This window comes from Arthrobacter sp. MYb221 (assembly GCF_002979835.1).
Lineage (GTDB): Bacteria > Actinomycetota > Actinomycetes > Actinomycetales > Micrococcaceae > Glutamicibacter.
The window spans coordinates 22501-42320 of record NZ_PCPW01000012.1 but is presented as its reverse complement, the minus strand read 5'-3'; the positions used below and the strand labels follow the sequence as shown (position 1 = coordinate 42320).

Annotated in this window: 14 protein-coding genes and 1 tRNA gene; 3 read left to right on the top strand and 12 right to left on the bottom strand. The window is 58.2% G+C overall.

Features of this window, described 5'->3' with window-relative positions:
• Nucleotides 1-77: 77 nt before the first annotated feature.
• Together CQ015_RS14120 and rpoB are read right to left on the bottom strand one after the other, a co-directional pair.
• A complete protein-coding gene (locus CQ015_RS14120; RefSeq protein WP_105553139.1) occupies nt 78-3968 on the bottom strand; it encodes a DNA-directed RNA polymerase subunit beta' in 3891 nt (1296 codons plus the stop codon).
• 108 nt (nt 3969-4076) lie between these two features.
• The gene (rpoB, locus tag CQ015_RS14115; RefSeq protein ID WP_105650461.1) at nt 4077-7583 is read right to left on the bottom strand and encodes a DNA-directed RNA polymerase subunit beta; all 3507 of its coding nucleotides are present in this window, start codon (nt 7581-7583) and stop codon (nt 4077-4079) included.
• Nucleotides 7584-8333: 750 nt separating this feature from the next.
• Here rpoB and CQ015_RS14105 point away from each other — a divergent pair.
• Both CQ015_RS14105 and CQ015_RS14100 read left to right on the top strand, forming a co-directional pair.
• Nucleotides 8334-9779, top strand: a complete 1446-nt coding sequence (locus CQ015_RS14105) for an amino acid permease (protein ID WP_105553140.1) — start codon at nt 8334-8336, stop codon at nt 9777-9779.
• Nucleotides 9780-10024: 245 nt separating this feature from the next.
• Nucleotides 10025-10522, top strand: a complete 498-nt coding sequence (locus CQ015_RS14100; protein WP_105553353.1) for an aminoacyl-tRNA deacylase — start codon at nt 10025-10027, stop codon at nt 10520-10522.
• Here CQ015_RS14100 and CQ015_RS14095 read toward each other — a convergent pair.
• From CQ015_RS14095 to CQ015_RS14060, 8 genes are all read right to left on the bottom strand, one after another.
• Nucleotides 10476-11648, bottom strand: a complete 1173-nt coding sequence (locus tag CQ015_RS14095) for an acyltransferase (protein ID WP_105553141.1) — start codon at nt 11646-11648, stop codon at nt 10476-10478. The genes CQ015_RS14100 and CQ015_RS14095 overlap by 47 nt on opposite strands.
• Nucleotides 11649-11810: 162 nt before the next feature.
• A complete protein-coding gene (rplL, locus tag CQ015_RS14090; RefSeq protein WP_105553142.1) occupies nt 11811-12185 on the bottom strand; it encodes a 50S ribosomal protein L7/L12 in 375 nt (124 codons plus the stop codon).
• Nucleotides 12186-12256: 71 nt separating this feature from the next.
• The gene (gene rplJ / locus CQ015_RS14085; protein ID WP_105553143.1) at nt 12257-12778 is read right to left on the bottom strand and encodes a 50S ribosomal protein L10; all 522 of its coding nucleotides are present in this window, start codon (nt 12776-12778) and stop codon (nt 12257-12259) included.
• Between the two features lie 764 nt (nt 12779-13542).
• The gene (gene rplA / locus CQ015_RS14080; RefSeq protein WP_105650424.1) at nt 13543-14244 is read right to left on the bottom strand and encodes a 50S ribosomal protein L1; all 702 of its coding nucleotides are present in this window, start codon (nt 14242-14244) and stop codon (nt 13543-13545) included.
• Between the two features lie 135 nt (nt 14245-14379).
• Complete coding sequence (gene rplK / locus CQ015_RS14075) at nt 14380-14811, bottom strand: 50S ribosomal protein L11 (RefSeq protein ID WP_096283716.1); 432 nt, start codon at nt 14809-14811, stop codon at nt 14380-14382.
• A 128-nt stretch (nt 14812-14939) separates the two neighbouring features.
• Nucleotides 14940-15830 carry a transcription termination/antitermination protein NusG gene (gene nusG / locus CQ015_RS14070; protein ID WP_105553145.1) on the bottom strand — a complete coding sequence of 297 codons (891 nt, stop codon included), beginning with the start codon at nt 15828-15830 and terminating at the stop codon, nt 14940-14942.
• A gap of 71 nt (nt 15831-15901) precedes the next feature.
• Nucleotides 15902-16156, bottom strand: coding sequence for a preprotein translocase subunit SecE (secE, locus tag CQ015_RS14065; protein WP_105553146.1), 255 nt, complete (start codon nt 16154-16156; stop codon nt 15902-15904).
• A gap of 119 nt (nt 16157-16275) precedes the next feature.
• Nucleotides 16276-16348, bottom strand: a tRNA-Trp gene (locus tag CQ015_RS14060).
• 262 nt (nt 16349-16610) lie between these two features.
• Between CQ015_RS14060 and CQ015_RS14055 the strand changes: the two genes are divergently transcribed.
• Nucleotides 16611-17810, top strand: a complete 1200-nt coding sequence (locus tag CQ015_RS14055) for a pyridoxal phosphate-dependent aminotransferase (protein ID WP_105553147.1) — start codon at nt 16611-16613, stop codon at nt 17808-17810.
• 58 nt (nt 17811-17868) lie between these two features.
• On the opposite strand, the gene CQ015_RS14050 is transcribed toward CQ015_RS14055, so the two are convergent.
• Both CQ015_RS14050 and CQ015_RS14045 read right to left on the bottom strand, forming a co-directional pair.
• Nucleotides 17869-18537, bottom strand: coding sequence for a response regulator transcription factor (locus CQ015_RS14050; RefSeq protein WP_105650423.1), 669 nt, complete (start codon nt 18535-18537; stop codon nt 17869-17871).
• Nucleotides 18534-19802, bottom strand: coding sequence for an ATP-binding protein (locus CQ015_RS14045; RefSeq protein ID WP_105650422.1), 1269 nt, complete (start codon nt 19800-19802; stop codon nt 18534-18536). Before CQ015_RS14045 ends, CQ015_RS14050 begins: the two co-directional genes overlap by 4 nt.
• Nucleotides 19803-19820: the final 18 nt, after the last annotated feature.

The window sequence follows — 19820 nt, the reverse complement described above, 5'->3', positions numbered from 1 at the left end:
CACAATTAAACGAGGAAACGCCCGCCACACGCAAAAGCGTGTGGCGGGCGTTTTGACTAACTAGTCAGAATCCGTGTTTAGCGGAAGTCCGAACCGTGGTCGTAGTCGTCCATCGAGATGGCCTGGAACTCTGGCGAAAGGTTGCCCTCCAGCGCATCGTCGTACAGGCCCGAAGAGAAGGCCGAAGAACCGGTGAACAAAGTTGCCTTTGCTTCGTCGGTTGGCTCGACATTGATCTGGGTGTAGCGATCCAAGCCGGTACCGGCCGGGATCAACTTACCGATGATCACGTTCTCCTTCAGACCCAGCAATGGATCCGACTTGCCTTCCATCGCAGCCTGAGTCAGGACGCGGGTGGTTTCCTGGAAGGAAGCAGCCGACAGCCATGAATCGGTGGCAAGCGATGCCTTGGTAATACCCATCATCTCGTCACGACCGGCGGCCGGGCGCTTGCCCTCGGTGACTGCCTTCTTGTTCGCAGCGGTGAAGCGCGAACGGTCGGCCAGCTCGCCCGGAAGCAAGTCGGTTTCGCCGGATTCGATGACGGTGACGCGACGCAGCATCTGGCGGACGATGACTTCCACGTGCTTATCGTGGATGCCTACACCCTGGGACTGGTACACGTCCTGGACCTCACGGACCAAGAACTTCTGAGCTTCACGTGGGCCGAGGACTCGAAGAACCTGCTTCGGATCCAAGGTACCGCTGGTGAGCTGAGTACCGGCGACGATGCTTTCGCCCTCTTCAACCAACAGGCGAGCACGACGCAGAACCGGGTAGGCCTGCTTCTCGTCGCCGTTGTCTGGAGTGACGACAACGCGCAGCTGCTTCTCGTCGTCCTCGATCGACACGCGACCGGTGACCTCGGACATCGGAGCCACACCCTTAGGGGTACGGGCTTCGAACAGTTCCTGGATACGAGGCAGACCCTGGGTAATATCGTCAGCCGATGCGACACCACCGGTGTGGAAGGTACGCATGGTCAGCTGGGTACCAGGCTCACCGATGGACTGTGCGGCGATAATGCCCACGGCCTCGCCGATGTCCACGGTCTTGCCGCTGGCCAGCGAGCGACCGTAGCACAGAGCACAGGTTCCCACGGCCGAATCACAGGTCAGCACGGAGCGGACACGGATCTCATCGACGCCGGCTGCGTACAGCTGGTCGATGAGCACGTCGCCCACATCGGCGCCGGCTGCTGCCAGCACGTTGCCGTCCGCGTCCTTGGCCTCGGTGGCCAGAGTGCGGGTGTAAGCCGAGTTCTCGACGGTTTCGTGCATCATGCGCACACCAACGGAGTTGTTGGCGATCGGCACGGTCAGGCCGCGGCGGGTGCCACAGTCTTCTTCGCGCACGATAACGTCCTGTGAAACGTCCACCAGACGACGGGTCAGGTAACCCGAGTTAGCGGTCTTCAACGCGGTATCGGCCAGACCCTTACGGGCACCGTGGGTCGCGATGAAGTACTCCAGAACCGACAGGCCTTCGCGGTACGAAGACTTGATCGGGCGAGGAATAATTTCACCCTTAGGGTTGGACACCAGACCACGAATACCGGCGATCTGCCGCAGTTGCAGGTAGTTACCACGAGCCTTGGAAGTCACCATGCGGTTAATGGTGTTCAGCTCTTCCATGCCGTTCTTCATCGCCTCGGCAACCTCATCGGTAGCCTTGGTCCAGATGTCGATCAGGTCCTGGCGGCGTTCGGTATCGGCAATCAAGCCCTTATCGAACGAAGCCTGAACCTTCGCGGCACGAACCTCGTAAGGAGCAAGGATGGCTGCCTTGTCCATATTCGAGGTAATATCCGAGATTGCCACGGTGACGCCCGAGCGGGTTGCCCAGTAGAAACCGGCATCCTTCAGGTTGTCCAGGGTTTCGGCGGCGGTGATCTTCGGGTAGCGCTCGGCCAGATCGTTGACGATCTCCGAAAGCGCATCCTTGCCGGTCACGTGTGCAACCCATGGGTAGTCCGCTGGCAGGGTGTCGTTGAACAACACCTGGCCCAGCGAGGTCTCCAAGAGCGCATCGGTGCCTGGCTCCCAGCCTTCCGGAGCTGGCTGCTCCTCGGAAGGAACGAAGTTCGGTACGCGAATCTTGACCGGTGCGTTCAGGTGCAGCTCACGCAGGTCCATTGCCATAATGGCTTCGGCAACCGAGGTGAAGGTGCGTCCGGCACCGGCTTCGGTAGCGCGCTTGGTAGTCAGGTGGTGCAGACCGATGATCATATCCTGCGAAGGAAGTGCCACCGGGCGGCCGTCCGAAGGCTTCAAGATGTTGTGCGAGGACAACATCAGGATGCGCGCTTCGGCCTGGGCTTCTGGGCTCAGCGGCAGGTGAACTGCCATCTGGTCACCGTCGAAGTCGGCGTTGAAGGCAGCACAAACCAGTGGGTGCAGCTGCAATGCCTTGCCCTCGACCAGCTGAGGTTCGAACGCCTGGATGCCCAAACGGTGCAGGGTAGGTGCACGGTTCAGCAGTACCGGGTGCTCGGTGATGATCTCTTCGAGAACATCCCAAACCTGTGGGCGGTAACGCTCAACCATGCGCTTGGCGCTCTTGATGTTCTGTGCGTGGTTGAGGTCAACCAGGCGCTTCATCACGAACGGCTTGAAGAGCTCCAGGGCCATCTGCTTAGGCAGACCACACTGGTGCAGCTTCAGCTGCGGACCAACCACGATGACCGAACGGCCCGAGTAGTCAACACGCTTGCCGAGCAGGTTCTGACGGAAACGACCCTGCTTGCCCTTGAGCATGTCGCTCAGGGACTTCAGCGGGCGGTTACCCGGTCCGGTGACCGGACGGCCACGACGACCGTTGTCGAACAGCGAGTCAACAGCTTCCTGGAGCATGCGCTTTTCGTTGTTCACGATGATCTCGGGAGCACCGAGATCCAGCAGGCGCTTCAGGCGGTTGTTGCGGTTGATCACGCGGCGGTACAGGTCGTTCAGGTCCGAGGTGGCGAAACGGCCACCGTCGAGCTGAACCATCGGACGCAGCTCTGGCGGGATCACCGGAACGGAATCCAGCACCATGCCCTCTGGCGAGTTCTGGTTGACCAGGAAGGCGTTAACCACCTTCAGGCGCTTCAGTGCGCGGGCCTTCTTCTGGCCCTTGCCCTCGTCGATGATCTTCTTGAGCAGTTCGGCTTCGCCGGCAAGGTCAAAGTTCTGCAGGCGCTTCTGGATCGATTCTGCACCCATGGAGCCTTCGAAGAACAGTCCGTACTTCTCACGCATGGTGCGGTACAGGCCTTCATCGCCCTCAAGGTCAGCGACCTTCAGGCCCTTGAAGCGTTCCCAGACCGCACGCAGGCGCTCTGCTTCGAGCTTCGCGCGCTTGTCGATCTGCAGCACGGTCTTCTCTGCCAGGGTGCGAGCCTTGTTCAGCTCGGCGCCCTTGGCACCGTCGGCCTCCATGCGCTCAAGCTCGGTTTCGAGCTCGGCGGCAATGGCCTTCTTGTCGGCTTCCGCGTTGTTTGCCAGGTTGCGCAGTTCCAGATCATGCTGGGCCTGCAGGTTAGGCAATTCGGCGTGGCGACGCTCTTCGTTGACGCTGGTGATCATGTAGGCAGCGAAGTAAATGACCTTTTCGAGGTCCTTCGGAGCCAGATCCAGCAGGTAGCCCAAACGCGATGGAACGCCCTTGAAGTACCAGATGTGGGTCACTGGAGCGGCAAGCTCGATGTGTCCCATGCGCTCACGACGAACGTTAGCGCGGGTCACCTCGACGCCACAACGCTCACAGATGATGCCCTTGAAACGTACGCGCTTGTACTTACCGCAGTAGCATTCCCAGTCCCGGGAAGGGCCGAAGATCTTTTCGCAGAAAAGTCCGTCCTTCTCTGGCTTCAGGGTGCGGTAGTTAATGGTTTCCGGCTTCTTGACTTCGCCGTAGCTCCAACCGCGAATTTCTTCTGCGGTAGCAAGGCCAATGCGCATGAGGCCGAATGAGGAATCGCTGGACATAGGGTCCTTTTCTCTCTTCTTTGGTGTCTGAAGTCGATACGAATAAGTAAGTCTTGGTGAGCCGCTACGCTCGCTGGGCCCGCGGGCCGCTCAAGGCAGCGGTGGAACCTAGACCTCCTCTACGGAGTTTGGCTCCGACCGGGAAAGGTCGATGCCCAGCTCTTCCGCTGCACGGAACGATTCCTCGTCCGATTCACGCATTTCGATAGTGTTGCCGTCGGTACCAAGTACCTCAACGTTCAAGCACAACGACTGCATTTCCTTGATGAGCACCTTGAACGACTCTGGAACACCTGGCTCCGGAACGTTCTCGCCCTTGACGATGGCTTCGTAGACCTTCACACGACCGTGGATATCATCCGACTTGATGGTCAGAAGTTCCTGCAGGGTGTAAGCGGCGCCGTAAGCTTCCAGGGCCCAAACTTCCATCTCACCGAAGCGCTGGCCACCGAACTGGGCCTTACCACCAAGTGGCTGCTGGGTAATCATGGAGTATGGACCGGTGGAACGTGCGTGGATCTTGTCGTCCACCAGGTGGTGAAGCTTCAAGATGTACATGTAGCCAACGGATACCGGATCCGGGAATGGCTCGCCGGAACGACCGTCGAACAGACGGGTCTTACCGGTGTTGCCGATCAGACGGTCGCCGTCACGAGTGACGTTCGTCGAATCCAGGATTCCGCGGATTTCCTCTTCCGAGGCACCGTCGAAGACCGGGGTGGACACGGTGGTCGGACCGGACTGGCGAGGCAGGTTAGGCAGGTTTCGCACCCAAGCCGGCTCGTTCTCGATATTCCAGCCCTGCTTGGCAGCCCAACCCAGGTGGATTTCCATAACCTGGCCGACGTTCATTCGACCTGGCACACCCAGTGGGTTCAACACGACGTCAACCGCGGTTCCGTCCTCGAGGAAAGGCATATCCTCAAGTGGCAGAATTTTGGAGATAACGCCCTTGTTGCCGTGACGGCCGGCAAGCTTGTCACCGTTGGTGATCTTGCGCTTCTGTGCCACGTACACGCGGACTAGCTGGTTCACGCCTGGGGACAGGTCATCATCGTTGTCGCGATCGAAGATGCGCACGCCGATGACGGTACCGGACTCGCCGTGCGGCACCTTCAGCGAGGTATCGCGCACTTCGCGGGACTTCTCACCGAAGATCGCGCGCAGCAGGCGCTCTTCCGGGGTCAGCTCGGTCTCGCCCTTAGGAGTGACACGGCCTACCAGGACGTCGCCTGCTTCAACCTCGGCGCCGATGTACACGATGCCGCGGTCATCAAGCTGGGAGAGGATGTCCTCGGACACGTTCGGGATATCGCGGGTGATTTCCTCGGCACCAAGCTTGGTGTCGCGGGCATCGACTTCGTGCTCTTCGATGTGAATCGAGGTGAGCACGTCCTCGAAGATCATGCGCTGCGAAAGGATGATCGCATCCTCGAAGTTGTGCCCTTCCCATGACATGAATGCCACGAGCAGGTTCTTACCCAGGGAAAGCTCGCCCTTGTCGGTCGAAGGACCGTCGGCGATGATCGACTGGAATTCCAGGCGATCGCCCTCGGTGACCAGCACGCGCTGGTTGTACGCGTTGCCCTGGTTCGAGCGTGCGAACTTCATGATCGGGTACATCGACTCGGTGCCGTCATCGTTCATGACAACAACCAGGTCCGCGGAAACCTCGGTGACAACACCTGGCTTCAGGGCGACCACGGAATCGCCGGCGTCGATAGCGGCGTACTTCTCCATGCCGGTACCAACCAGTGGCGATTCGGAGGCCAACAGCGGCACAGCCTGGCGCTGCATGTTGGCGCCCATCAGTGCGCGGTTCGCGTCATCGTGCTCGAGGAACGGAATCAGTGCGGTGGCAACCGACACCATCTGGCGTGGCGAAACGTCCATGAAGGTCACTTCGCTCGGCTCAACGATGACGGGCTCGCCGCCACCGCCCTTTTCACGGACCAACACGGCATCTTCTTCGAAGCGGCCGTCTTCGCCCAGCGGAGCGTTGGCCTGTGCGATGAAGTGCTGCAGCTCGTCATCTGCGGTCAGGTACTCGACCTCGTTGGAGACAACGCCGTCCACTACCTTGCGGTAAGGGGTTTCGATGAAGCCGAAGGAGTTGATCCGGCCGTAGGTAGCCAACGAACCGATCAGGCCAATGTTCGGGCCTTCGGGAGTTTCAATTGGGCACATACGTCCGTAGTGGGACGGGTGAACGTCGCGAACTTCCATGCCTGCGCGGTCACGGGACAGACCGCCTGGGCCCAGTGCCGACAAGCGGCGCTTGTGGGTCAGGCCGGCTAGCGGGTTGTTCTGGTCCATGAACTGCGAGAGCTGCGAAGTACCGAAGAACTCCTTGATGGCAGCTACCACCGGGCGGATGTTGATCAGCGTCTGCGGGGTGATCGCCTCGACGTCCTGGGTGGTCATGCGCTCGCGCACAACACGCTCCATACGCGAAAGACCGGTGCGGATCTGGTTCTCGATCAGCTCGCCCACGGCGCGGATACGACGGTTGCCGAAGTGGTCGATGTCGTCCACGTTAACCGATACGTCGACGATCTCGCCCTTGCGGGTGCCGGAGATGGTCTTCTCGCCTGCGTGCAATGCAACGAGGTAGCGGATCATGGCGACAATGTCGTCTACCGACAGCACCGCAGGGCTCTCGGCGTCAACCGGAGTCTCGACACCCAGCTTGCGGTTGATCTTGTAACGACCGACCTTGGCCAGGTCGTAGCGCTTTGGCTCGAAGTACATGTTGCGCAGCAGACCCTGTGCGGCATCAACCGTTGGCGGCTCGCCCGGACGCAGCTTGCGGTAGATATCCAGCAATGCTTCGTTCTGGTCCTTGATGTTGTCCTTTTCCAAGGTGGCACGCATCGAGTCGTACTGACCGAACTCGGACAGGATCTTCTCTTCGCTCCAGCCAAGGGCCTTGAGCAACACGGTGACCGACTGCTTGCGCTTGCGGTCCAGGCGCACACCGATCTGGTCGCGCTTGTCGATTTCCAGCTCGAACCAGGCGCCGCGCGAAGGAATGATTCGCGAGGAGTAGATGGTCTTGTCACTGGTCTTGTCCGGAGCGGACTCAAAGTACGCACCAGGGGAACGGACCAGCTGCGACACAACAACACGCTCGGTGCCGTTGATGACGAAGGTGCCCTTGTCGGACATCAGTGGGAAATCGCCCATGAAGACGGTCTGCTGCTTGATCTCGCCGGTTTCATTGTTCATGAACTCGGCCTTGACATACAGCGGTGCCGCGTAAGTGGCGTCGCGATCCTTGCACTCAGCGATGGAGTACTTTGGGTCAGCGAATTCCGGATCGGAGAAGCTCAAGGACATAGTGTCCTGGAAGTCTTCGATCGGGGAAATCTCCTCGAAGATTTCAGCCAAGCCCGAGGTGTCTGGCACGCTGGTGTCACCAGCGGCTTCGGCCTTGGCTAGGCGAGCCTTCCAGAGTTCATTGCCGATGAGGCGGTCAAAGCTCTCAGTCTGCAATGCCAGCAGGTTAGGCACTTCAAGGGGTTCGTGAATCTTTGCAAAAGAAAGTCGGCCAGCGTATGCAGCATCGCGAGCCGAACTAGCGGTTTGGTTGTTAGGGTTGCTCGAGGCGACCAAGATGGATCCTTCCAAAGACCGTCAGGTTTCCGAACGCCAACCGTGCTAAGGTGCCTGTCATAGGACAAGCCCTCTTGTGACGACGCGAACCCACCGCTATATGAAGGCCGCGCGCAAACAGGTATGGCGCAAATTTCTACTCTACCGGAGTATTTTAAGCTTGTCGATATCCGCCGGAGAGATTCGTGCTATAGTTTCTTGCCGCCTTTTTAGGTCGCCGGAAATTTCCCGGAATTCGCAAGCGCACCCCTCTCCCGGCGGCGACCGCGGCCAAACCCAGTTCGCCCAACGCCTCAGCGTTTTCCCACGTGAACTGGCAAATAATCATCTGCTCCGGGGCTTCGAAGCACGACCACGCAGAACACGCTCGCTTCCCCATGGGCTCCATTGCATTTTTCTGTGTTGTTACTCACAGCAGGCGTTCCAGCTTCTGGTTTGGCCACCCTTACGGCCCATGCGGCTCACCTTCGAATCACCTTTATAAGCATCCGGGGACCGCTCCCCTGCCCTTCCGCACCCATTGAGGCTGCGTTCTCGGTATCGGCTTGCGTCACGATTCTGGCCTGGCGCACTTTTCCAGCAACGACAAACGCTTAACCTGGTGTCGTCTGAAATTCCGGACTGCTGATCTAAAAAGTCCCTACTACCAACCCTGTGATCACGATTACATAGACAGGTAGCTCGACGGGGACGCCGAGGAATTCGATATTCCAGCTCCCGCTCGAATCCCCTAGTTTTCCAAGGAGAGCAGTGAGAACCAGTCAACCAGCCCAGAGCCTCAAACGAGGCTTGAGCACTCGGCATATACGATTCATTGCCCTAGGATCAGCAATTGGAACGGGACTGTTTTACGGCTCGGCAGGCGCCATACAAATGGCTGGACCGGCAGTACTGCTCGCTTATCTTGTTGGTGGCGCCGTGGTCTTCATGGTCATGCGGGCGCTGGGCGAGATGGCGGTTCGCAATCCGGTCTCGGGGTCCTTCGGCAGCTACGCATCTACGTATGTCGGACGTTTTGCCGGCTTCGCCACCGGTTGGACCTACACCTTCGAAATGTTCGTCGTCGCCTTAGCTGATGTGACAGCCTTTGGCGTGTATATGGGCTTCTGGTTCCCCAACGTTGAACGCTGGATTTGGATCCTCGCAGTCGTCTTCTTCATTGCAGCGGTGAATCTGCTGTCGGTCAAGGTTTTTGGCGAGCTGGAATTCTGGTTTTCGCTGATCAAGGTGGTTGCGATCATCGCGATGATCGCCGGCGGAATCTTGGTCATCCTCTTCGGTCTTGGCAATCAAAGCGAAGGCGCCGCCGGGATCTCAAATCTCTTCGCACACGACGGATTCATGCCCCAGGGCATCTGGGGCGTACTGATGTCCTTCACCATTGTGATGTTCGCATTCGGTGGCACCGAGGTTATTGGCATTACCGCCGGAGAAGCGCAGAATCCTCGAAAGGTCATCCCGCAGGCGGTCAATTCGGTGCCCGTACGTATTCTGCTGTTTTACATACTGACTCTGGGCGTCATTATGAGCATCCAGCCTTGGAACACGATCAATGGCGAGGAAAGCCCCTTCGTCTCGATTTTCTCAAGCATCGGGCTCTCCTCAGCGGCTCACGTTTTGAATTTCATTGTGATTACCGCGGCCTTGTCGGCAATTAACGCAGATATATTCGGCGCCGGTCGCATGATCCACGGGATGGCACGGCTTGGACAGGCACCGCAAGTATTTACCAAGACCACCGCCAACGGGGTCCCCTGGGTGACGTCGATGTCAATGATCGGTGCGTTGCTGATCGGCGTGCTGCTCAACATTTGGTTCAAGGACCAGATTTTCTTCCTGATTGCAGCCCTAGCAACCTTTGCGACGGTCGTGGTTTGGCTAATGATCCTGATTTCGCATATCGCGATGAAGCGCAAGATCATGCAGAACAATCTTGCACCCTCGGCTTTCCCGGTACCGCTGTGGCCATTGGGAAGCTACATTGCCGTAGCGTTCATGGTCTTCGTGATCATCATGATTGGCATCGTTCCGCAGACTCGCAGCGCCTTGCTCACAGGCGTCGCCTGGATAGCCCTCTTGGCAATTTGCTATTGGTTCTTCGTGCGAGGCAAAGCCGTACCGGCCGGCGGCACCGATGAATATGACGGTGACCAACAGCAGAGCGATCCATTGGAGACGCAGGACGTACATAGCTAATCGACATAATCACAAGTCCAAAACAGCGAGCAGCGGGGCACCCGCCGCTCGCTGTTTTGGCTAGTACCGATCGTTTATGCGCCCCATGTCTCCAAATCGTGATGAATATGAGTTAGCCTCGGGGAAAGGCTAAAGCTCTTCGAGGAGAAAGCAGTTGGGTTACACGACCAGATTCTGGCACTGAACGCCATGGCTCGAACTCTAACCCGCCAGAGAACAGCAATGAACAACCAGGAGTGAAGAACATGCATCAGTCAAAAGTCAATGAAGCTCTCACCCGTGTCAGCCTCGATGCTTCACGCCGGGATATCTCGATCGAAATAGTGCCGCGTGAAGCGGCTTCCTCGCTCGAAGAAGCCGCTAAATTGCTGGGCGTCATTCCCGCGCATCTGCTCAAAACGCTAGTCATCAAGCGTTCCGACGACACGTATCTATTTGCGCTGATCCCAGGTGGTCGCAAATTGAGCTGGCCTAAGCTGCGAGCCGAGGTTGGAGTCAACAAGCTTTCCCTGCCAGAGGCGGATATAGCTTATGACGTCACCCGTTATGTGCACGGCACCATCACTCCGTTTGGTTCGCACACGGTTTTGCCGCTCTACATTGATTCCAGTGTCTTCCAAGAACCTGTCCCGGAAGTCATCGCCTTGGGCTGCGGCGAACCGGAGCACGGCTTGCTGGTGCATCCGCGCGATTTGGTTACCGGATTTGATGCCACGATTGCTGATATTTCCGTTCCCGAGTAGGAGATATTGCCGCTGGTTTCGGAAGCTTCTTGGCCCACCCATTGAGCGCGGTGAGCGACTTAATTGATTCGTTTCGCAGCCAAAGCCCGACTGGCTTCTCCACGAAGCGGGCCACGAGGTAGGCCACGATCAGCATGATGCTTATGGTCAACGCCAGGAGCACATATTTGTTCAAGCTGGCGCTCAGCGAGTGAATGATCCACCAGCCCCAGAGCTGGTGGAACAGGTACAGCGGGTAGGTCAGTGAGCCTGCCACGACTAGCCAACGAGCCTGGACAGACCTCAATGGTGTGAGCACGCAGAGCGCCAGCAACGCGATACACAGCACTGCCAATACCGAGAAATGCCATGCAGGCACGGTCAGGCCGGAAAGATAGTCGCTGTCAAAGCTTCCCTTGAGGCCAGTGAAGTAGGCGGACACTACCGCGTTGAATGCTACTAAGGCCCAGCGTCCGAGGGTATGCCCGTTCTGATAGATCAGGAACAAGACCATGCCCGCGGCAAACTGTGCCGCGTACTGACCGGCAAACCACTCTTGCAGCTTGGGCATCTCGGCCACATGCAAAAGGATTCCCAGAGCCGGCCAGATGAACGCCAGCCACATGATGTTTTTGGTCTTCACCAGTCCGAATACCAGGAGCAATCCGAGCAGGACGTAGAAACGGAATTCTACCCACAGCGTCCAGTAGACGCCGTCCAGATCCCGAACGCCCATCCCCTGCTGGACCATAGTGAGGTTTGGAACGATATCCCCGCTGCTTCGTCCGTCCTTCTCAGCCGGCCAGATTTTGAAGGTCAGAATCGCCGCCGCAATGACGGCCAACCAATAGGCCGGATATAGCCGGCCAAGTCTCGATCCGATGAAGTGGATGATGTTTTTCCCCTGGACAGACATCAGGATCACGAATCCGGAGATCAGGAAGAAAAGCTGTACGCCGATCGAGCCATACCGAGTGAACTCTGATAAGACAGGCCAAGCTTCTGGCGCTTTGACACCCCAGTGGCTATGCCCCCAGGTTGTGTAGTGGTAGAGCACAACGATCAAGGCAGCGCTAATGCGCAGCGCGTCTAGTAAGCCTAGCCGTGCACCCGTCTTCTTGGATTCTTGCGTTTCGGTTTTCGACACCTATTCACTGTAAACAATGAACTTGAATAAACCCTGTTAATAGAAACGTTATAAACTTATAAAGTTGTGATACGAGATTTTTTCACGTTAACGACCAAAGGGCCCATGGACACGAAGTCCATGAACCCTTTGGTAATAAGTTGCGAGTGACCGCTGAACTTACTACTTAACCGAGACGGTTGCGCCGGCAGCTTCGAGAGCTTCCTTTGCCTTCTCAGCAGCGTCCTTTGCGGCACCTTCGAGAACAGCCTTTGGAGCAGCGTCAACGAGCTCCTTGGCTTCCTTCAGGCCGAGGGAAGTCAATGCACGAACTTCCTTGATGACTGCGATCTTCTTGTCGCCAGCCGACTCGAGGATAACGTCGAATTCGGTCTGCTCTTCAGCTGCGGCTTCGCCACCGGCTGCTGGGCCTGCAACTGCAACAGCAGCTGCGGAAACCTCGAAGGTCTCCTCGAATTCCTTCACGAACTCGGAGAGCTCGATGATGGTCATTTCCTTGAATGCTGAAAGCAGCTCTTCAGTGCTGAGCTTCGCCATGGTCGGCGTCCTTTCGATTTTGGCCCTGGGGCCTATGAATTGGGTTTACGATGCGAGAGAGTCGCGAAAGCTTAGGCTTCTGCCGGAGCTTCCTCGGCAGCAGCGCCGCCGTCCTCTTCTAGCTTCAGACGCAAAGCGTCCACCACGCGTACAGCTGCGGCGGCCGGAGCCTGCAGTACTGCAGCAACGCGAGTGAGCTGAGTTTCGCGGGATTCCAAAGCTGCCAAAGCAGCGATGCCAGCCTTATCAAGGGCCTTGCCCTCGAAGAAGCCGGACTTGACGACAAGCTTCTCGTTAGCCTTGGCAAATTCCGTGAGGCTCTTTGCGGCAGCAACTGCGTCACCCTTAATGAAGGCGATTGCAGTCGGACCGGAAAGCTGACCATCGAATGCATCGATGCCAACTTCCTTCGCTGCGATAGCGGTCAAGGTGTTCTTCACAACTGCGTACTTGGTCTCCTGACCAAGTGAGCGGCGAAGTTCCTTGAGCTGTGCAACGGTAAGCCCACGGTATTCAGTCAAGACAGCCGCAGTTGATTCCTTGAAGTCTGCAGTGATTTCTTCAATCGCTACAGTCTTGGTAGGCGTTGCCATAACACTCCTTCCGGGGATTTGTTCGGTACCGTTTCATAACCGGCGGAGCCCATAAAAAAGGCCCCGCGCAGGAGCACAGGGCATTTCAACTAATTCAAGTCAAAACAAATCTATGAAACCTGCGTTGGCCGCTCTTTCGAGCTCTTAGGAGTTTATGCAAGCATGCACTCGGCCGACGGTCTTCGGTACATCTAGTCTAAACGGCCAAGGCAGCAACTTCCAAATCCAATGGCGCCAAGGCGGGCATGATTCGAATCACTCAATGGCCGTTAAAATGACAAGGCCTGAGGTCAGCACTTGGGGGACGCTGACAACAGGCTACTTGTCGACACGAAAGTTTTGGGGAAACTTCCGTATCCGGCTTCTACATGGTCTTGGGGGGCCCATGTAGAAACCGCCGATCAAGTCGGTCATTTAAGCTTATCACTACTCATTGCGACTACGGAACAGATCACAGGCAGATAACGGCGACAGTACAGGGAATTCACATATTTGGCACCCAATAGCTATCACCAGATGAATACCATCTAGTCAGCTCGGGTTTCCCTGGCAGTCTAGCTGCGAAACAGCAGAACAAATAGTGAGCGGTTTCCGTGACTGCCTCCACCTTTGCAATTCGCCAAGCGCGGACGTTGAACAAGCTTTTGACTAGGCCTTCAGGCGACTTGTTAGCCTGTCTAGGAAACCATGGAGAGCGAAAACAAAAACCGCGGGACGGACCAGATCTCTCTGGTCAGTCCCGCGGTTTTAGCGCTCGTTGGGCTTTAGGCCTCGATGCGAGTTACGTTCGAATCAACAGGGATGCCTGGACCGAAGGTGGTCGAAACGGTTGCCTTCGAGATGTAGCGACCCTTCGAGGAGGAAGGCTTCAAGCGAAGTACTTCTTCCAGAGCTGCTGCGTAGTTCTCGGTCAGCTGCTTGGCTTCGAACGAAGCCTTGCCGATGATGAAGTGAAGGTTGGCGTGCTTGTCGACGCGGAAGTCGATCTTGCCACCCTTGATGTCATTAACAGCCTTGGCGACATCCATGGTCACGGTGCCGGTCTTAGGGTTTGGCATCAGGTTACGAGGACCCAAGATCTTACCCAAGCGGCCAACCTTACCCATGAGGTCTGGGGTTGCCACGGCCGAGTCGAAGTCGGTCCAGCCGCCCTGGATCTTTTCGATCAGGTCGTCCGAGCCAACGAAGTCGGCGCCGGCTGCGATTGCAGCTTCGGCCTTGTCGCCATTGGCAAAGACAACCACGCGGGCGGTCTTACCGGTGCCGTGTGGAAGGTTCACGGTACCGCGAACCATCTGGTCAGCCTTGCGTGGGTCAACGCTCAAACGGAAAGCTACCTCAACGGTGGAGTTAGTCTTTTCGCCTGCGATTTCCTTAGCCAGGACAATTGCCTCGGTTGGATCGTAGAACTTGTCAGCCTCGATCTTGGCCGCGGCGGCTACGTATGCTTTGCTGCGCTTTGCCATCTGCGTTATCTCCTTATGCAGTCGTGGTCATATGGACCGCGCCCGGTCCTGCCACGGGCGGACAGGGTGTTCCCTGCTCGCCTTAGATTAAATTCTTTGTTGCAGTCACCGAAGTGAACTACGAAAAGCTAAAAATTAGCCTTCGACGGTGATGCCCATGGAACGGGCGGTACCGGCGATGATCAACGAGGCGGCAGCCAAGTCGTTGGCGTTGAGGTCAGCCATCTTGGTGGTGGCGATTTCTTCAACCTGAGCCTGGGACAGCTTGGCAACCTTGACGGTGTGCGGGGTAGCCGAACCCTTGGCAACGCCAGCAGCCTTCTTGATCAGCTCTGCTGCTGGAGGGGTCTTGGTGATGAAGGTGAATGAACGGTCTTCATACACGGTGATTTCAACTGGTACAACGTTACCGCGCTGCGACTCGGTCGCTGCGTTGTAAGCCTTGCAGAATTCCATGATGTTGACGCCGTGCTGGCCAAGCGCAGGACCAATTGGCGGAGCCGGGTTAGCGGCGCCTGCCTGGATCTGCAGCTTGATGAGTCCGGTGACCTTTTTCTTTGGGGCCATGTCGGGTCCTTATACTCTTGCAGTTCCCACAACACAGGAGCGTGCTGCGGGTTGTGGCCGTCGTGGCGCGACAGCCGGACGTGCCCTCACCCCGTAAAGCAAACGGAATGGGGCACGAAGACTTAATACTACTGGATCTTGGTGACCTGGTTGAAGTTCAAGGTCACTGGGGTCTCGCGCTCGAAGATCGAAACGAGAACAACCAGCTGCGCCGATTCCAGCTTGATTTCCGAGATCGTCGCCGGCATGGTCTCGAACGGACCATCGTTGACGGTAACCGATTCGCCAACCTCGAAATCGACGGTGACTTCGGTGATTGGTGAACGTCCCGGCTTGGAAGCCGATGGCTGCTCGACCGGATCGACCACCGTGTGCTCCAGCATGGAGAACACTTCGTCGAGGTTCAGCGGGTTAGGATCATGGGCGTTTCCTACGAATCCGGTAACACCTGGCGTGTGTCGAACGACACCCCAAGAAGCGTCGGTCAGCTCCATGCGAACCAGGACGTAGCCCGGGATGCGCACGCGGCGAACGATCTTGCGCTGAGTGTTCTTAACCTCAACGACCTCTTCCATCGGAACCTGGATTTCATAGATGAAATCGTCCATGTCCTGAGTTTGGATACGAGTCTCTAGGTTCAGCTTCACGCGGTTTTCGTAACCTGCGTAGGTGTGAATGACGAACCAGTCACCCGGCTGGCGACGCAGCTTCGAGCGGAATTCTTCCTTGAGCGCGGCGACTACGTCGACGTCGTCTGCTTCAGCGGCTTCGTCTTCTTCGGCTTCGCCCTGAACGTCTGCTTCAGCAGCTTCGTCCTCGTCGGCTTCATCCTGAACGTCTGCTTCAGCAGCTTCGTCTTCGTCGGCTTCGCCCTGAACGGCTTCTTCAGCAACAACGGCTGGAGCTTCGGTCTCGTCGGTTGCAACCTCGGCGGCGGTTTCTACCTGCGCGCCGTCAGCTTCAACGAACTCGTTTTCGACCTCGTCATTAATCTGCGGTTCGAGTTCCTTGTCGGACACTGCAGCTCCTGCTTTCTTTGACTGAATGACATCTACTACCTGCGGGCGATTATACCGCCGCGGCAAATAAATTACTGTTCTGGCTGATTGGTGAACAGGAGGATCGAACCTTGGCCCAGTACGAAGTCAAGGATCGTGACGATCAACATAACGACGCAAACAAAACCGATTACAACCAGCGTGTAATTGACGAGCTCGCTACGCGTTGGGGTAACGACCTTCTTCAGTTCTGAAATTACCTGGCGCAGGAATAGGAAGATGCGTCCGAAGAAGCCCTTCTTTGCCTTCTCACCATTTCCGGGGTTTACGGCAGCTGATTCGCTCAACCTGATCCTCGTTTCAATTTTTTTGGCCAGTTGAAACAATCACGGTGCGCCGCAGCCTGACCGACCACAACACACCGTGATTTGAGATTCGCTGTGCGATTATTACCATCGCTACTGCGCAGGGCAGACAGGACTCGAACCTGCAACCTGCGGTTTTGGAGACCGCTGCGCTACCAATTGCGCCACTACCCTTTGAGCTACCGCTCTTACTGAGAACATCTTAGCCGATCAGGACTTTTCCATGTCGGTTGCGATGTCTCAGCAACGAGAAATAACTTTACGCAACGAACCAGCAAATGTCGAACTGACTGCACCCTGTGTGTCGCACACCGCATTCTGAACACTAGTTAGTGATCAGTTGGTGTCATTTTTCGATTTCACTGAGCATCGGCAAATACTGGGAACTAGGATTGGAGCTAACAGCAGCTTACGTAACCGTCAGGATGCATTTTCTATGTCTAGAATTTCACGCCGCATCGGCGCCATTTCCGAGTCCGCAACGCTAGCGGTCGATGCCAAGGCGAAAGCGCTCAAGGCAGCCGGTCGTCCGGTCATCGGCTTCGGCGCCGGCGAGCCGGACTTCGCAACTCCGGATTACATCGTCGAGGCGGCGGTCAAGGCCGCCCAGGATCCGAAGAACCACCGGTACTCCCCCGCGGCGGGCCTGCCTGAACTGCGCGAAGCAATTGCCGAAAAGACTCTGCGCCACTCCGGATACGAGCTGGCTGGCGCGCAGGTGCTGGTGACCAACGGCGGCAAGCAGGCGGTCTACAACACCTTTGCCGCATTGCTCGACCCGGGAGACGAGGTTATCATTCCGGCTCCTTACTGGACCACCTACCCGGAGTCGGTGCAGCTGGCGGGCGGGGTGCCCGTATCCGTCTTCGCCGGCCCCGAGCAGGGCTACAAGGTCACCGTCGAGCAGCTCGAGTCCGTGCTGACCGAGCGCACCAAGGTCTTGCTCTTCGTTTCCCCCTCGAACCCTACCGGCGCGGTCTACACGGCAGAGCAGATCAAGGAAATCGGCCGCTGGGCGGCCGAAAAGGGCTTGTGGGTTGTCACCGATGAGATCTACGAGCACCTGACCTACGGGGACGCGTCCTTCAGCTCCATTGCGACGCTGGTTCCGGAGCTCGAAGACCGGGTGGTCATCCTCAACGGCGTGGCCAAGACCTACGCCATGACCGGTTGGCGTGTGGGCTGGATGGCCGGCCCACTGGACGTCATCAAGGCGGCCACCAACCTGCAGTCCCATGCGACCTCGAATGTTGCCAATGTGTCCCAGCGTGCCGCCTTGGCCGCCGTGGCCGGCCCACTGGATGCCGTCGAGGAGATGAAGGTCGCCTTCAACCGCCGCCGGCTGGCCATCGTCGAGGGCTTGAACGCCATCGACGGATTGCACTGCCCGATGCCTGAGGGCGCCTTCTACGCCTACTCGGACGTACGCGGGCTGCTGGGCAAGAAGATCCGCGGCGTGGTGAACCACACCAGCGCCGAGCTGGCCGCGTTCATCCTGGAGCAGGCGGAAGTCGCGGTCGTACCGGGCGAAGCCTTTGGGCCCTCGGGCTATATCCGCATGTCCTATGCGCTGGGCGATGCAGACCTGGCCGAGGGCGTCTCGCGGATGGCCCGGTTGCTGGGCGAAGCCGAGTAAAGCGGCATCCGAACAGTGCGGGCCCGATCCACCGGATCGGGCCCGCACTCGTTGACGCCTAGAGGATCTTCCGATCCACCGCCCAGCGCGTGAGTTCGTGGCGATTCGAGAGCTGCAATTTGCGCAGCACGTTCGAGACATGCGATTCCACGGTTTTCACCGAGATGAACAGCTCCTTGGCCACCTCCTTGTAGCTGTAGCCGCGGGCGATCAGGCGCATCACCTGCAGTTCCCGGTCCGAGAGCAGATCCAATTCCTCGTCGATGCCGGTCGCTTCGGCCACTTTTGCACCGCCGAATGCGTCAAGCACAAAGCCCGCCAGCCGTGGCGAGAACACCGCATCTCCCCCGGCCACCCGGCGCACCGCGTCCGAGATTTCGGTTCCGGAAATGCTCTTGGTCACGTAGCCCCGTGCCCCGGCCCGAATCACCGTGACCACGTCCTGCGCCGAATCCGAAACGCTCAGCGCCAGGAACTTGGTGGTTCCCAGCAGGTGCGCGCAACCGCGCAAGACCTCGGCGCCCCCGCCGCCGCGGCCGCCGGGCAGGTGCACGTCGAGCAGGACCACGTCCGGCCGCTGGCTTTCGATGACTTCGATAGCCTGTTCAACGGACCCCGCCTCACCGACAATGCGCAGATCCTCACCGAGATCCGCGCGGAGCCCGGAGCGGAAGATTCCATGGTCGTCTACCAACACCACAGTGAAGTTCTGCTGTTCGCTACTCATGATTCTGTATCTTCCTGACTGCTGTTCCTTGGCATTTTCAACTCTACTTCGGTGCCCGTCTCGCCGCTGCGAATAGAAGCCTGCCCGCCGGCACGCTGCATCCGCCCGATAATCGATTCGCGCACCCCATAGCGGTCCTTGTCGATCCCGCCTACGTCGAAGCCCTTTCCGCGATCCCTGATGAACACCTCGATCAGCTGCTCGCTGCATTCGACATACACCGAGATCGTCCCCTCGGCATGTTTTGCGGCATTCATCATCGCTTCCCGGCTCGCCGCCACGAGCGCCTGCTGCCCGTCGAAGCCCCTGGCATTGCCGACGGTAATCACATCGACATCGCGCAGCAGCAATTTCTCGACGTTGTCGGCCTCGGCCTGGATTTCGACGACCACGTCTTTCTCGTCGAGCTCCTCGGCCTCATAGAGCCAAGCGCGCAGCTCGCGTTCCTGCACGCGCGCCAGGGTTCGCACCGCGGCCGGGTCATCGCTGCGTTTTTGGATCACGGCCAGCGTCTGCAGCACCGAGTCGTGCAGATGCGCGGCAAAGTCCGCGCGCTGCGCCGCGGCCTGCCGATTGCTTCTCTCCGAAAGATAGTCGCGCCACAACCTGGCGCCCCAGGGCAGCAGCACCACCACCGCGCCGGTGATAATCGCCAGCGCCGCCCACATCCCGCCGAGCAGATCGGAGGTGCTCACGCTCCCGCTGAGAATCGCCAGCAGCCCGCCGATCGCGAGCAGCAGGCCCAGAATCAAGCGCCCGAAGACGAGCGCCTTGGCCTTGCGGTCACCGTCGAGGTGCTGCCCATCAACCTGCAGCCAGGCGAGCAGCACGCCGGCGATGATGCCCAAGCTGGGCCAAATCAGATCCCAGCGAATATTCAGCCCGAGCCACTGCCCCAGCGCCAGCAGCGCCACCAGCAGCAAGGCGGCGCCGATGAGGGTTTCACGCCAGGAGGAAAGCTTCTCGCTCATCTCGCGCGGGGAAAATATGCCCTGCTGCACGCGGCCCATTTCCTCCGCGAGCGTGCGCGGCCCCGTACCCCGGGAGCGCAGCGCTCCGGCCTTGGATTCTTCGGCGCTGGGAGTGAACACCCACAGCCAGGCGTAGAGCAATACGCCGGCCCCGCCCAGGGCGGTAAGCCCCAAGAACCCGATACGCAGGTAGTTCACCGGTATGCCAAGGTGCACAGCGAGGCCGCCGCACACCCCGGCGATCAGCCGGGATTCACTGCGTACGATCTGATTTCGCTGCTCGGTTCGTTCCATACTGACAAGTCAAGCACG